Here is a 13,467-nt window from a genome sequence, read left to right on the forward strand (position 1 = left end):
ATCTCGACTATCTTACCGGCGTACATCACAGCAACCCTGTCGCTGATCTCAGCGAGGATGCTGAGGTCGTGGGTGATGAATATCATCGAGAGGCCGAGTTCCTTCTTCAGCTTCTTCATGAGGTTGATGATCTGAGCCTGGACAACAACGTCGAGTGCCGTTGTCGGCTCGTCGGCTATAACCACGTCGGGCTCAAGCAGAAGGGCCGTTGCGATGATGACACGCTGTTTCATACCACCCGAAAGTTCGTGCGGGTAGCGGTAGACGATTTCGGGATCAAGACCGACAAGTTCGAGATACTTCTGTGCCCTATCGATGGCTTCATCCTTGCTCATACCCTTGTGGAGCATGAGCGGCTCGGTCATCTGGTAGCCAACCGTGTAGACCGGGTTGAGGGCGTTCATTGCACCCTGGAATATCATCGAAATCTTCTGCCAGCGAATCTCCTTTCTGAGAACGTCCTCTGGAAGGCCGACTATCTCCCTTCCGTCGATCTTCACGCTTCCACTGACAATCTTGCCCGGCGGAGTCGGCATTCCCATAAGGGTAAAACCAAGGGAGGACTTGCCGCATCCGCTCTCACCGGCAAGTCCCAGCACTTCACCCTTCCTGAGGTTGAAGGTGAGGTTATCGACGGCCTTGACGACGCCCTTGTTGGTGAAGTAATACATCTTGAGGTCTTTAACTTCGAGTACGTTCTTGACCATTCATACCACCTCACAGCTTCCTGAGCCTCGGGTTGAGTATCTTATCGAGGGCCGTACCTATGAGAACGAAGGTCAGGCCAACGACAGCTATACCGAGCCCAGGCGGGAGAACCCACCACCAGTAGCCCTTGGTCGTCGCCGCCTGCGCCTGAGCCGCGTTGAGTATCTGTCCCCATGTAACAGCCGTCGGGTCTCCGATACCGAGGAAGCTCAGTGAAGCCTCGGCGATAACCGCACCCGGAACGCTGAGGGCTATGACCGCAAAGGCGTACGGGAGCAGCTGCGGAAGGATGTGCTTGAAGATGATTCTTCCGTTGCCGGCACCAAGGGCCTTGGCGGCCTCGATGTACGTCTGCTCCTTGATCTGGAGGGCCATACTTCTCGCAATCCTCGCTATTCCCATCCATCCAAAGATGACCAACAGCAGGACTATGAACATTAGGGTCACGTGTCCCACCGTGGCACCGATGAGGATGAGTATCGGCAGGCTCGGTATTGAGGCGAAGATTTCGTTGATACGCATCATGAACTCGTCGGCGTTTCCACCGAGGTACGCGCTGGTAACTCCGTAGACGAGACCTATGACGGTGCTGAGGACGGAGACGAGTATACCGATGGTGAGCGAGACCCTGCTACCCCAGATGATGCCTGCCCAGAGGTCCCTTCCAAGGTAGTCGGTGCCCATGGTTCCGTAGCTCCTTCCGAGGAAGGTGACCTTTATGTCATCGAGGATGACCTTGTTCTGGTCAGGAGTAGGGTTGTCAATCTTTAGGACGAGTTTGTAGTCCCCCCAGAGCGGCTCGGGGTTGTTTATAATGTCCTCAGCCTTCATCCCGGGCTCAACCTTGGCGAAGGCCGCGGACACGAGGGTGTTGATGTTCATGATGACTATTGGGTCCATCTGAGCCTGGAACGGGTCGAGTTCTTTACCCTCAGTAACGTTGACGAGCCACACATAGATGTTGGCGGAGATCGACGCGTCCCTACCGACGGCTATGGTGGTGGAACTAGTGAGGGGCTTGTTGTTCACGAGGGGAACGGTTTTTCCGTCGGGCCTCTCAAGGTACAGGCTGTACGTTGGAGCTTTTGACGGAGCGTTCAGGGTCACGTTTATGTTCCTTATGATGATTCCCTGAGGACCGAGGTAGTAGCCCTTGGAAAAGCTGTAGGGGGCCTCAATCAGAGTTTCGGTGCTGCTCGGGTGAGTGATGGAAAGCTCATCGCTGTAGTAAGCCACCTGCGGGACGAGCTTCTGGGAGGTGAACATGTTGTACCAAGTCGGCGGAACGTTCTTGGGGTTGTCCTCCCAGTAGGCAGAGCTCCTCCACTTATCGGGAAGGTCCGGTATTGTGGTGTAAGGGGCTGTAAGCGCGACAAGGACGAGGAGGATGAGGAGGAGAACACCGGCTATACCGGTCTTCTCCCTCTTAAACTCTTCAAGGAACTCCTTAAATCCTTCTTTGACGTCGACCCATCTCATCGTGAATCACCTCACATCTTAGAGGAAGCACCGACCTTAACACGCGGGTCGAGGAATCCATAGACCATGTCCGCGATAACAACTCCTGCGAGGTAGAGCACCGTGAAGAAGTACGTCAGACCTATGAGAAGGTTGGTCTCGTTCTGCTGAAGGGCAACCCAGTAGAGCCTGCCCATTCCGGGGTAGTTGAAGACGAGCTCACTGATGATGGCACCGCCGAGCGAACCGAGGAGGGCGAAGATGATCATGGTAACTATCGGCGGCGCGGCGGCGCGGAGGGCGTGACCGTAGATGATTTTGTGCTCGGGAACACCCTTGGCCTTAGCCGCCATGATAAAGTCCTCCTGAAGGGTGCCGATCATGATGTTCCTAGTCGTCCAGGCCCAGCCACCGAAGGCAACGAAGACGTAGGTGAGAACCGGAAGGGCGAGCTTGTACAAAACATCCTTAACATGCTCCCAGCCGGTGAGCTGCGGGTCAAACATCGAGCTGAGCGGGAACCAGCCGAGCTTGAAGGCGAAGATTAGAAGGAACATCATTCCAGTCCACCACATCGGCAGACTGTAGGTGAGCAGCGCAAAGATGGAGAGTCCCCTGTCAAAGGCACTGCCCGCGTGCCTAGCGGCCCTGACTCCAAGGAAGATACCCAGGATAATAACTATTATCGTCGCGGTCGTGAAGAGCAGAATGCTCCTTGGAACGGCAACCTTGATGATGTCGGAGACATTGTTGGTTCCGAAGATGGGCGTGGTGGTGGTTCCAAAATCAAGCCTCAGAGTGCGCAGGGCTTTATTGTAGACCTTCTGCCAGTACGGGAGGTTGAGCTCGTACTTCTCCCTGAGGAACTGCTCGTGCTCGGCTTTCGCCTTTTCATAGGCGTCCTGGCCCTGTGTTCTCAAAATATTCTGACCCGTGGTTCTATCCCATTGCATCATTTCATCATTCATCTTTGCCAGGTTGCTCTGTTCCGCAACCTTGACAAAGAGTGCCGAGATAATAAACGTCACAATCAGCAGAACAAGGATGGCGTTCAGAATTCTAAACACCAGGTACTTTAGATACCCCATTTTTTCACCCCCACGTAGGTTGCTCGTGTTTAATGTATCTTTTTCAACATTGTAAAACTGACTTTATATATCTTACTGCATAGATGTGCACATTTTCATTGGAGTACACTATGAAACTTAGGAAGGACGGCCAGAAACACGAGTAAAATTTCAAAAAGAGGGGAAAAGAACGAAAACAGCTTCACTTCTTCTTGGTGAAGTACCAAGCGGCCGCGGCGATGATGATTATTACCAGGCCGACGACGACGTAGGTGGTCGTGTTGCCTCCGCCTGACGGAGTGGTGCTCGTGGTCGTGGTCTCACCGGGGCTGCTCGTGGTGCTCGTGCTGGGCGGCTGGGTGGTGGTCGGGGTCTTGGTTATGTCGTCCCAGCTGAGACCCGAAATCTTCAGCATGACCTTGGCGAGGTCATCGACGTGCTGCTTAGTGAGGAGGTCGAGCTGGAGGAGTCCCTCACCGCTGCTGCTGAAGGAGTACTTGCTGCTGGCGTCGTAGGCGTCGCCGTTGGCGACGAGCTCACCCATGGCCCAGTACAGCTCCCACGGCATGCTCGGGTAGATGACGTAGTTGGCAGCGGTGACGTCGTCGGCGAACGGGTGGACGTAGTTGCCGTAAACGACGTAGCCGTTGTCGGTGAACTGGAAGCCGAGGTAGGTCTGGTAGGTGGCGGCAGTGTCACTGAGGGAGCTGTCGTAGTACGGGTCGTCCGGGGTGTCCTTGTAGGCCCAGGTGTAGACGAAGGCGATGTAGTACTTGATGTCATCAACGGTCATCTTCACACCGTTCTGCCACTCACCCATGTCGCAGGTGACGGTGACCTTGACCTTAGCGGTCTCGCCGGCGTGGGCGGCAATCCAGCCCTGGGTCTGGTTGTAGATGACGGCATCATCCGGAACGGTGAACTCACCCCTCTCAAGGGTCCACTTGCACCTGTACGGGACATAGATACCGTCGAAGTTGACAGTATAGCCGGCGTCGCGGATGAGGCGCCAGAGCCTGGTGCTGTAAACGTCTGTAATACCTGCAACAGGGTTGATGGCACTCATGAAGAGGGCACCGGTTGAAGCGAACTGGGCGACCTTGAGGTGCTTGTCCGGGGTCTTGGCGCTCATTATGCTCCACCTGCTGGCGATACCAACACTCGGGTCGCTGATGATGTCGGTGACCCTCTGCTTGTTAACCGGGTAGAACTCCCAGTTCTCAACGAGGAAGATCCTGACGCTGTCCATGATACCGATGGTGATACCTATCTTCTGGAGGTCCCAGTACTGGTCGGCGTTGTTGAGGACGATGGTGGTGTTGGTGGCCGGGTCAGTGTACTGGGTCATAAGCAGGAGGTAGCCAATCTCTTTGGTGGTCCACTTGAGTATCGGGCCGAGGCTCTCCTCGCTGGTGTAGTACTTGGTCTCAAGCTTCTGCAGGCCGGCGGTGACGCTGCCGTCGCCTATGAACTTGAGGGCGTCCTCAACGGTGACGTCGGGCTGGTGCCTCGGGTCGTTGAAGTTCGGGTAGTAGCCAAGCGGGGAGTACCAGTAGTAGATCTGCCAGTCCGGGTACATGCTTCCGAGACCACCGGCACCCCAACCACCGGTGTAGAGGTTCCACTCGTAGGTGCTGATTGGCTTCCTGAAGACAATCTCGCTCGCCTTCTGCCTGTCAAGGAGCATCCTGTCAACCTTGAATCCAACCTTCTTCTCAAGGAGGTCAGAGATGTAAAGGCCTATGTCCTTCCTCTCGTCCTCGGTACGGATGACGAACTTGATGGTAACCGGCTGACCGTCAAAGTACCAGTAGCCATCATCCTTCTTCTCAAGGGTGTGACCGGCAGCGGCGACCTGCTTGGCGGCCTCCTGCATGGCGTCGCTTATCATCTTAAGGGCGAGATCCTCGTTACCGTCGGCGGTGAGGTGGAGAGCATCGTAAACCGGAGTGAAGTACTTGGCAGCCGGGTCGCTCGGAGTGATACCGCTGAGGGCCGGGGCACCGCTTCCCTGGTAGATGTTCTGGATGATGTAGTTCCTGCTGATGAGCCAGTTCATGGCGAACCTGACCTTCCTGATGGCAAACGGGTTGAAGTAAACCTTGTCACCAACGGTGACGATCGGGGCGTCCTGGTCAGGGTCCTTGTACGGGTTGATGCTCAGCTCAACGGAGGAGCTGGCGCTCTTGTAGAGGTTGAGGTTGGCTAGAACATCGCTTCCAAGACCCTGATACTTGTTGGCACCAAAGGCGAAGAGACCAATGTCGAACTCACCTTTGGCGACCTGGAGAATTATGGTCTCCTCGTTCTGGACACCCTGGTACTCAATAACGTCGGCGTAGCCCTCCTTCGGGAGCTTGGGATCATCATTGAAAACGTTCCTCTTTCCATTAAACTTCTCAAGTTTGAGGTAAAGATTCTCGGGAGAGTACATTGAGAGGATGTACGGACCGTTGCTGATGACGAAGTGGCCGTACTTGAGGTACCACTGGAGGTCGGCCTTGAAACGGGCCTTGGCCTCGTCGCTATTCAGCGGAATGTCCTTCGGAGTGTAGTTCGCCGCGCTAACTGGGTGGATAGCAAACAAACTAAACAACATCAAACCCATAATAAACAATCCCAAAGCCTTCTTCATACTCCACTGCCTCCTTCACTTTTTGGCAATATTGCCACATATGGTGTATAATGGCATGGAGATATACATTGAAAGCCTATTTAAGGGTTACGTTCTTGTAAAAGTATCTGCTTTAATAGAGTAACCACAGACCTTAGTTATCCATATGAGGGCGTTTAAACACACCGTATGGGCATTGCGTTGTTAAAAACTACACAAAAATTTGTAGGAGAATACACAAAGCAGATATGGCAACATCGGGGGGTCAAACAGTTGGGGAAAGCCCCAAAAATCGTTAGCGCCCAGTTTCATACTCCCAAGCATGGATGAACATGCAAAAAACTTAAAATGGGCTAGCATCCATTCCAGTGCGGGCGCTATGTACGACCTTGTCATCAAAGGGAAGTTCTTAAAGGATAGGAAACTGATGGAAGGGAGCATAGGGATTCTTGAGGGAAAAATTTCCCGAATATACCTCGGTGAATTGCAGGGAGAAGAAAAGATTAAAATCGACCGCGGAAAGGTCATCCTCCCGGGGCTTATAGACGTTCACGTCCATCTGAGGGATTTCGAGCAGGGAAAAAAGGAAACCGTGAAAACCGGGACGATGGCCGCTGTACACGGAGGAATAACGACGGTTTTTGACATGCCGAACACCAACCCACCCATAATCGATTACGGGACTTTTCGGAGGAGAGAGAAGCGGTTTATGGGGAGAGCGTACTCGGACTACGCCCTAAGCTTTCTCATCAGAGACAACTGCACGGAAGCAGAGAAAACGAATGCGGATTTCTACAAGATTTTCATGGGCGCTTCGACGGGCGGAATCTTTTCTGAGGATTTTGAACGCGACTACCTCTGCGCTCCGGGGGTTGTAAGCGTCCATGCCGAAGACGCCAGAATAATCCATGAGAAACCTGAACGGCCGCCGGAGGCCGAGATAACCGCCATAAAACGCGTCCTGAATGCCGCGAAGCGGTTCAAAAAGCCCCTCAACATCTGTCACGTCTCCACCGCAGGGGGAATGGAGGCAATACTGAATGCGAACCTCCAATGGGTAAGCTTCGAGGTTACACCACACCATCTCTTTCTGACGAGGGAGGACTATGAGAGGAACCCGCTCCTCAAAGTTTATCCCCCGCTGAGGGACGAGGAACACAGGAGGGCGCTCTGGAGGAACTTTTCCAGGGTTCCACTCATAGCCAGCGACCACGCACCCCACACGCAGGAGGATAAGGAATCCGGAGCGGCGGGAATTCCAGGACTGGAAACGGAGGTGGCACTCCTTCTTGACGCGGTGAACAGGGGGATGCTTGAGCTTTCCGACATCGTTGAGAAGATGCACACGAATCCGATTAGGGTATTCGGGATAAGAAACAAGGGATTCGAAGTTGGCAGGGATGCCGATTTCACCGTGGTGGACTTGAAAAGGGAGTGGACGGTTAAGCCGGAGGAGTTCTACACGAAGGCAAAGTGGAGCCCGTGGGAGGGCAGAAAACTGGAGGGGAAGGTCATAATGACGATTCTCCGTGGAGAACTCGTTATGGAGGACGATGAAATCCTAGGAAAGCCTCAGGGGGTTAGGATAAATGCTGGAAAGGGTAGGGCTTAGGGAAGTTTGGGAAGTCGCCAGGGACGTTAAAGCGTTCCGCTTCGATAAAAAGCTCGAATTCACCGCGGGGCAGTTCATAATGACATGGCTCCCGGGGGTTGGGGAGAAGCCCTTCAGCCTGGCCTGGAACGATTTGATAGTCGTCAAGAGGGTAGGCCCATTCACCTCCCGGCTCTTCGAGCTGGCTGAGGGTGATTACATCTGGATCAGGGGACCCTACGGCAGGGGCTTCGAACCGAAAGGAAAGAACGTCGCCCTCCTCGGCGGCGGCATAGGGATCCCACCACTCTACGCCTTCGCGAGGCAGCATCGGGGTAAGCTTGAGGCGGTGACCCTCATCTACGGCGCCCGTTCGAAGGATGAGCTTGCGCTGATGGACATCGAGAACTACGTGGATGAAGTAGTAATCACGACCGACGACGGCTCCGCGGGGAGAAAGGGCTTTCCAACGGAGGTTCTCGCCGGGAGAAAGGGGGAGTTTGACAGGGTCTACGCCTGCGGCCCGGAGCCGATGCTGAGGGCCGTTCTCAGGGTCATGGACTACGAAAACGTCCAGGTATCGGCCGAGCGCTACATGAAGTGCGGAATCGGCGTCTGCGGCTCCTGCAACCTCGGAAAGTATCTCGTCTGCAGGGATGGACCGGTCTTCGACGGCTTCCAGCTGAGGGGACTGCTCTGACCAATCACCTTTTTAAACCCCTTTTCTCCGCTTCGGCCGGTGAGAGGATGAAGTACAGCTGGGAGGAGTTCGCGAGAAGCATGGGCGTTGAGCCCCAGATTCTTGAGAACAGGGAGGCCAGACTGCTGAAGAAGTTCGTCATGGATTTGGAGTTCCCCACCCACTGTCAGGGCTGTCAGGGGCTTGATTTGAGCAACCCGAATCCCGTTCACCACCCGAGCTACGAGTTAACGCCTGCCTGCAACCACGACTGCATCTTCTGCTACTCGAACGTCGCGGTAAAGCTCGGGAAGGCCCCAAAGCCCGGCTACTACGGCTGGGATGACCCATACGCGATAACCGTTTCCCAGTACGGCGAGCCGCTGATAAGCCCCCGTATAGTTGAAGTGAACAGAATGCTTAGGGAGAGGTTTCCAAAGGCGAGACTCGACCTCCAGACCAACGGCTCACTGCTGACGGAGAAACTGTGGGGCAAACTCGACTTCGACCTGGTCATGATAAGCCTCGACGCGGCGAGCAGGGAGAAGCACCTCAGAATAACCAACGCGGACACCTTCGATGCCGTCGTCAACGCCCTGAGGATAGTGGGCAGGGACAAAGGCGTCCGCTCCGTCGTTAGAACCATCTTCATGCCCGGCATCAACGACGATGACATACCAAAGATAGCGGAACTCGCCGCCTCGCTTGGTGTGGACGAAATGATGCTCCAGCCGCTCACGATTCACGAACTCAACGTGGAGAGGCTGAAAAAGGCCGGCCTCGACTTCGAGCGGGCGGAGAGCGTAAAGGAATACCTGAAGGCAGCTATGGCGGCGAAGGAGTACATAGACGTCCGGATAAGCGGCTGCCAGCTGGCGGTGTACAGGACGATGGATCCGCTGACGCTCTTCAGCGCGAGGCGCGTCGCCAGGGACGTGGCACCGGCGATGAAGAGGAAGAAAACCGAATAAACTTTTTTATTCTTGAACATCTTTAACGTCTTTGAGGGGTAGGCATGCTGAGGGAACTGTTTGCCCTCTTCTTCCTAGCGGTTTTCCTCTTCATCAACCTATCCCTGATGCTCATGAGGGCCTTCGGAAGCCTCGCCGGAATGACCTGGAGAAAGGTTCTGAAGCTGGATATCCCGGAAAACGAAAAGAAGAGCCTTGCGAAACTCTACACACCGATCTGGATAGCCGTAGGTATCTGGGCATTCTGGAAGCTCTGGGGGGCCGCATGGACGGCGGCGCTGTTCGGATTCCTGGCCTTCAGAAGCGGGGCGAACATAACCAAAACTCTCGTCTACGGCCTCCACGACCAGAGGCTCATAGACGAGCACACCGAGGATAGCAGACTACTCGGCATCGTTGGAACGGCTACCAAGCTTTCGATACTGCTGGAAACGGTTTTCGTAGTGGCTTTCGCCCTGGCGTACAAGGCCTTCTCCGTAACACTCAGCCCGAACGGTATGAGCGCCAACACGTTCATTCTCTCGCTCTGGCTCGCGGGACTGGCGTTCGGTCTTCTCTTCGGCTGGTTAATAGCCAGAAACAACCGCGGAATACTCCTCCAGAACGCTATAGCGACGATCGGCTTCTTTGCAACGAAAAAGGGCAAGGCGAAGACGGACGAGACAGTGGTGAAGGCCAAATCCAAGATGCCCAGACTTGGACGGTAGCATTTTTAAGGGGCAACCCGTTCCTTTGACCATGCTCAAGTGCTCGTTCTGCATCCACGACGAGAGAACGGCAAAGATAGACATCATAGACGGAAAGCCAGTCTGCAGGGAGTGCCAAATCTATCGGAGGCATCCCCCCGACCGCGGGAGGATAAGGAGGGAGCTTGAAGAACTCATGGAGGGTGTTGATAGGGCAATCGTTGCCTATTCCGGAGGCAAAGACAGCGTAGTTGCCCTCTATCTGGCTAAAGAGGCCTACAGGGTTCCGGAGCTTGAGGCGGTCATGATAGACCACGGGCTAATGGCGGGGGAAGCGGTAGAGAACGCGAGACGAATAGCGGAGCACCTCGGCGTCCAGTTCAAAGTCCTGCGCTACGACTACTCCGACATATTCCGCGAGGCCCTTCTGAAGGCGGAATCCCCGTGCAGGCGCTGCTCGAAGAGAACCATGGAGAAGCTCAGAAAGTACGCACTCAAAAACGGCTATAAGCACATCATAACCGGCCACGAGCTTCCCTTCGGCCATCATCCCTACAGACCTATGAAGGGAGGGATAATTCAGATAAGGCTCCTCTCTCTGATGCCGGAGAGCGAGAGGATTAAAATCCTCAAGGGGCTCCCCTTCGAGTTCCCAGAGCTACCCGGCTACACAACCAACTGCCTCGTCCTCGGGCCGGCGCTGGAGCGCTACTGGGAGAGGCACGGTCACAGCTTCGAGCACAGAAGAATAGCCGCCCTCGTTCGCTACGGTCTCATGGAAAGGGAGAAAGCCGAGAGGGAAGCGGCGAAACCGCGCGTTCCTGAGTGGCAGAGGAAGCTCGTGATGGAACGTTTGGGCATTGATAAGGACCCGTAACTCCAAACTTTACGGTTTCATCCAGAACTAATCGTTACGATTTTCTTCCGAGTTCTTCTCCACAGTGCCATTGTTGGAATGTTAACACTCTCCTGCATTAGATTTTTAAAGGTTTACATCAACGTAAAACGGGGGGTACCAATGCACGGAAGATGGCATTTATACCTTCAGGTGATCGTTAAGAACTTGGTTCTGTTTATAATCGGTGTCCTAATCCTGGATTACATGGCGGTCATCGGCAACATAAACGCAACCCTCTACAACAGCGATGTCTATGGGGACTACCTAGATATGGTTAACCACCTTCCGGAGAGCGTCAAAAAAGTCATAGAGAAGCACGTCAGCCTCGAACAGCTGGCGAGAGAGATGGCGATGGACGCCCTCGGAATATCCAGCAAAAAGGAGCTTATGAAGGACCATCTTCGGGTCGTTTACAACTTTTTCACCAACCTTCACGCTAAAACCCGGGGCGGATACGAGTACTACACCTACATCCTGAAGAGCCTCCTGCTGGTCATCTTTACCGAGCTGTTCATACTGACCTTCGGCCTCTACCTCGGGCTGAGGGCGGGCTACAGAGGTGGATGGACCGACAGGCTGTTATCCGTGCTCACGCCCCTCTTCTCGGCCATTCCCTCCTGGTTCATAGCGGTGGTGCTCCTCTACACTCTGTACTGGAGGATGTCGCTTCTTCCCATGGACTTTGAAGGCCATCTGCGGGATGCCTTGATAAACGGGGGCTCCCTTCCACTGGCATATATCGTGGGGCTTCTCCTCCCGGTTCTAACCCTCGTGGTGGCGATGATATGGGAGTACGCCTTTAACGTGAGGAACCTCATCAAGTTCGAGAGCACGGAGGGACACGTTCTGTACGACAGGGCGAGGGGACTGCCCGACGGGAAGATAATGAGGAAACTCCTGAGAACGGCGCTGCCTGCGTTCCTTACGTTCACCACGTACAACTTTCTGGAGATTCTGATGAGCGCGTTTGTTGTGGAGATTATCTTCAACATCCACGGCGTGGGCTGGATACTCGCGCACTCCTTCAGGATAGGGCACAGTGTGGAGGGTGTGACGTTCTACTACAGCAGCTACGGGGTTTTCTTCGCAGCATTCGTGATGCTGCTCTTCTACTTCATAAACGCAGTCGTTATGGAGTCGCTCTACATACACCTCGACCCCAGAGTGGGAAGGGAGGGACGCAGATGAGAAGGGTGCCCATTAAAATAAGAATCGCCGCCGCAATACTCATATTCTACCTCTTGGCCGCGGCACTGGGGCCAAAACTGGCCAACAAGGAGGCGATAGACAACTGGAACAATAAGATGTACTGGGCGGACAATCCCAAGCTCGTGCCGCCCGAATGGGTCAATCTCTTTGGGAAGAACCTGCCCCCAACCGAAAACCTGACCCCTTCAAGGATAGACGGAAACGTTTACACCTACGAGTACAACTTCCACTATTCCGATGCCCCCCAGGATATAATGATATACACGGAGTTCCCCGAGGAAATCACGGTGAACCTGACCCTGCCGGACGGCAGGGAGTACACACTGTACCGGGGGCTATCGGGTGAGCGTATACGGCTGGGCATGATGTTTTTAACCATGCAGAGGATAGCCCGGGAAAAGGGACTGAACTATACGGACTCGGACCTTATCTTTGGGGGAGGGCTCACCCCGATATTCACCGACAAGGAGGGTCTGGAAAAGGGCACGTACGTTCTTGAGATAACCGCTGATGACGAACCGGAGGTTCGGGTGCTCGGGAAGGTCTACGGACTCATGGGAACGGATTCAACCGGGAGGGACATCTGGCAGGGCTTCATATGGGGGCTGAGAGAAACCATGGAGATGGTGGTGGCCGTCGGCCTGACGACGGTTGCCATAGGGGCCACGCTCGGAGTCCTGAGCGCCCTCTCGGGCATTGCAGGTGCGATAACGGACGGTCTGACGAAGCTCTCGACCATACTGCCACTGGTTCCCGTGATGGTCATGATGATTCCCGTCACCGCCGAAGTCACGTACGGCGGCCACCTGGAGGTGCCCTTCTGGAGCTTTGTTCTCCTGATGGGATTTCTCCTCTTCGGAAAGATAGCGAGAAACGTCAGGGCGCTTGTTGAGACTGAACTGAGCAAGGAGTACGTGGAGTCAGCGGTGAGCCTCGGGGGTTCGAGGTGGTGGATACTGAAACACCACGTATCCAGGGCGGTTCTGCCCTACAGCGTCTACCAGTTCTCAATAGTTATGCCGAAGGTCGTCGCGCTCGTTTCGCTGCTGGGCTTCTTCGAGGCGATACCCGGCTTCAACTGGGGAACCCTGCTGGGGAGCATGATAACCGAAAACCAGCTCTTCAGTATGGCGTGGTGGATAGTGGTACCCATCGGGGTGGCGCTGGCGCTCTTCGCCATGGCCTTCGTGCTGATAAACCTGAGCATGGAAGAGATGTTCCTAACCAGATGAACCAGATGAGCCGTTGGAGAGCAGCGTTAGTCCGATGCTGACGAGGATTATGACGATGGAGGGTGAAATCGGCCACCACCAGAGGGAATAGATGGCGTTCTGGGTGAAGGCCTCGGCCACGAAGGAGCCCAGTTAACGCCTGGAATTATCTGGAAAAGGCCGAGTATCGAGACCACGGCTATCATCTGAGCGAAGAGCAGGGTAGAGTATGAGAGCGCGTAGGGGACGACGGCCCTCAGTAATTGCATAGCCGAGGACGAGGCAACGAACAGGGTTACGATGATGTACCTGAGCACTATCCTCTTCAGGCTCATGGAGCACCGGAGATTTAACAACTGAAAGATATAAAAAGTT

Annotated in this window: 12 protein-coding genes; 7 read left to right on the plus strand and 5 right to left on the minus strand. The window is 54.6% G+C overall.

Features of this window, described 5'->3' with window-relative positions; all coding sequences use genetic code 11:
* The 4 genes from E3E51_RS12250 to E3E51_RS12265 all read right to left on the minus strand — a co-directional run.
* Positions 1-707: ABC transporter ATP-binding protein (locus E3E51_RS12250; protein WP_167913397.1), on the minus strand; the 707-nt coding region annotated here is incomplete at its 3' end.
* Between the two features lie 10 nt (positions 708-717).
* Positions 718-2,187: an ABC transporter permease gene (locus E3E51_RS12255; RefSeq protein ID WP_167913398.1), complete on the minus strand. Its 1,470-nt coding sequence runs from the start codon at positions 2,185-2,187 to the stop codon at positions 718-720.
* 11 nt (positions 2,188-2,198) lie between these two features.
* Entirely contained in the window at positions 2,199-3,254 is a 1,056-nt protein-coding gene (locus tag E3E51_RS12260) for an ABC transporter permease (protein ID WP_167913399.1), read from the minus strand.
* A gap of 181 nt (positions 3,255-3,435) precedes the next feature.
* Positions 3,436-5,832, minus strand: a complete 2,397-nt coding sequence (locus E3E51_RS12265; protein ID WP_240924339.1) for an ABC transporter substrate-binding protein — start codon at positions 5,830-5,832, stop codon at positions 3,436-3,438.
* Positions 5,833-6,226: 394 nt separating this feature from the next.
* Here E3E51_RS12265 and E3E51_RS12270 point away from each other — a divergent pair, with 394 nt between their 5' ends.
* The 7 genes from E3E51_RS12270 to E3E51_RS12300 all read left to right on the plus strand — a co-directional run bounded on the left by E3E51_RS12270 (position 6,227) and on the right by E3E51_RS12300 (position 13,113).
* Positions 6,227-7,459: a dihydroorotase gene (locus tag E3E51_RS12270; RefSeq protein WP_167913401.1), complete on the plus strand. Its 1,233-nt coding sequence runs from the start codon at positions 6,227-6,229 to the stop codon at positions 7,457-7,459.
* Complete coding sequence (locus E3E51_RS12275) at positions 7,437-8,138, plus strand: dihydroorotate dehydrogenase electron transfer subunit (RefSeq protein ID WP_167913402.1); 702 nt, start codon at positions 7,437-7,439, stop codon at positions 8,136-8,138. Before E3E51_RS12270 ends, E3E51_RS12275 begins: the two co-directional genes overlap by 23 nt.
* Positions 8,139-8,185: 47 nt before the next feature.
* Positions 8,186-9,088, plus strand: coding sequence for a radical SAM protein (locus E3E51_RS12280; RefSeq protein WP_167913403.1), 903 nt, complete (start codon positions 8,186-8,188; stop codon positions 9,086-9,088).
* Between the two features lie 44 nt (positions 9,089-9,132).
* On the plus strand, positions 9,133-9,795 hold the full coding sequence (locus E3E51_RS12285) for a hypothetical protein (RefSeq protein ID WP_167913404.1): 663 nt from the start codon (positions 9,133-9,135) through the stop codon (positions 9,793-9,795).
* 31 nt (positions 9,796-9,826) lie between these two features.
* Entirely contained in the window at positions 9,827-10,651 is an 825-nt protein-coding gene (locus tag E3E51_RS12290) for an ATP-binding protein (protein WP_167913405.1), read from the plus strand.
* A gap of 186 nt (positions 10,652-10,837) precedes the next feature.
* Positions 10,838-11,860 carry an ABC transporter permease subunit gene (locus E3E51_RS12295; protein WP_167913406.1) on the plus strand — a complete coding sequence of 341 codons (1,023 nt, stop codon included), beginning with the start codon at positions 10,838-10,840 and terminating at the stop codon, positions 11,858-11,860.
* Complete coding sequence (locus E3E51_RS12300; protein WP_167913407.1) at positions 11,857-13,113, plus strand: ABC transporter permease subunit; 1,257 nt, start codon at positions 11,857-11,859, stop codon at positions 13,111-13,113. The genes E3E51_RS12295 and E3E51_RS12300 overlap by 4 nt, the downstream gene beginning before the upstream one ends.
* 47 nt (positions 13,114-13,160) lie before the next feature.
* Here the strand turns inward: E3E51_RS12300 and E3E51_RS12305 are convergent, their stop codons facing one another.
* Positions 13,161-13,427 (minus strand): hypothetical protein, encoded by a 267-nt coding sequence (locus E3E51_RS12305; protein ID WP_167913408.1) that lies wholly within the window; start codon positions 13,425-13,427, stop codon positions 13,161-13,163.
* Between the last annotated feature and the right edge of the window lie 40 nt (positions 13,428-13,467).

It is taken from the genome of Thermococcus sp. 21S7, from assembly GCF_012027615.1.
Lineage (GTDB): Archaea > Methanobacteriota_B > Thermococci > Thermococcales > Thermococcaceae > Thermococcus.

Bases quoted from the DNA above. Each gene is read 5' to 3' on its own strand.
- E3E51_RS12260 (WP_167913399.1), bottom strand. From the start codon at position 3,254: ATGGGGTATCTAAAGTACCTGGTGTTTAGAATTCTGAACGCCATCCTT.
- E3E51_RS12285 (WP_167913404.1), top strand. From the start codon at position 9,133: ATGCTGAGGGAACTGTTTGCCCTCTTCTTCCTAGCGGTTTTCCTCTTC.
- E3E51_RS12290 (WP_167913405.1), top strand. From the start codon at position 9,827: ATGCTCAAGTGCTCGTTCTGCATCCACGACGAGAGAACGGCAAAGATA.
- E3E51_RS12300 (WP_167913407.1), top strand. From the start codon at position 11,857: ATGAGAAGGGTGCCCATTAAAATAAGAATCGCCGCCGCAATACTCATA.
- E3E51_RS12305 (WP_167913408.1), bottom strand. From the start codon at position 13,427: ATGAGCCTGAAGAGGATAGTGCTCAGGTACATCATCGTAACCCTGTTC.
- E3E51_RS12265 (WP_240924339.1), bottom strand. From the start codon at position 5,832: ATGTTGTTTAGTTTGTTTGCTATCCACCCAGTTAGCGCGGCGAACTAC.
- E3E51_RS12270 (WP_167913401.1), top strand. From the start codon at position 6,227: ATGTACGACCTTGTCATCAAAGGGAAGTTCTTAAAGGATAGGAAACTG.
- E3E51_RS12275 (WP_167913402.1), top strand. From the start codon at position 7,437: ATGCTGGAAAGGGTAGGGCTTAGGGAAGTTTGGGAAGTCGCCAGGGAC.
- E3E51_RS12255 (WP_167913398.1), bottom strand. From the start codon at position 2,187: ATGAGATGGGTCGACGTCAAAGAAGGATTTAAGGAGTTCCTTGAAGAG.
- E3E51_RS12280 (WP_167913403.1), top strand. From the start codon at position 8,186: ATGAAGTACAGCTGGGAGGAGTTCGCGAGAAGCATGGGCGTTGAGCCC.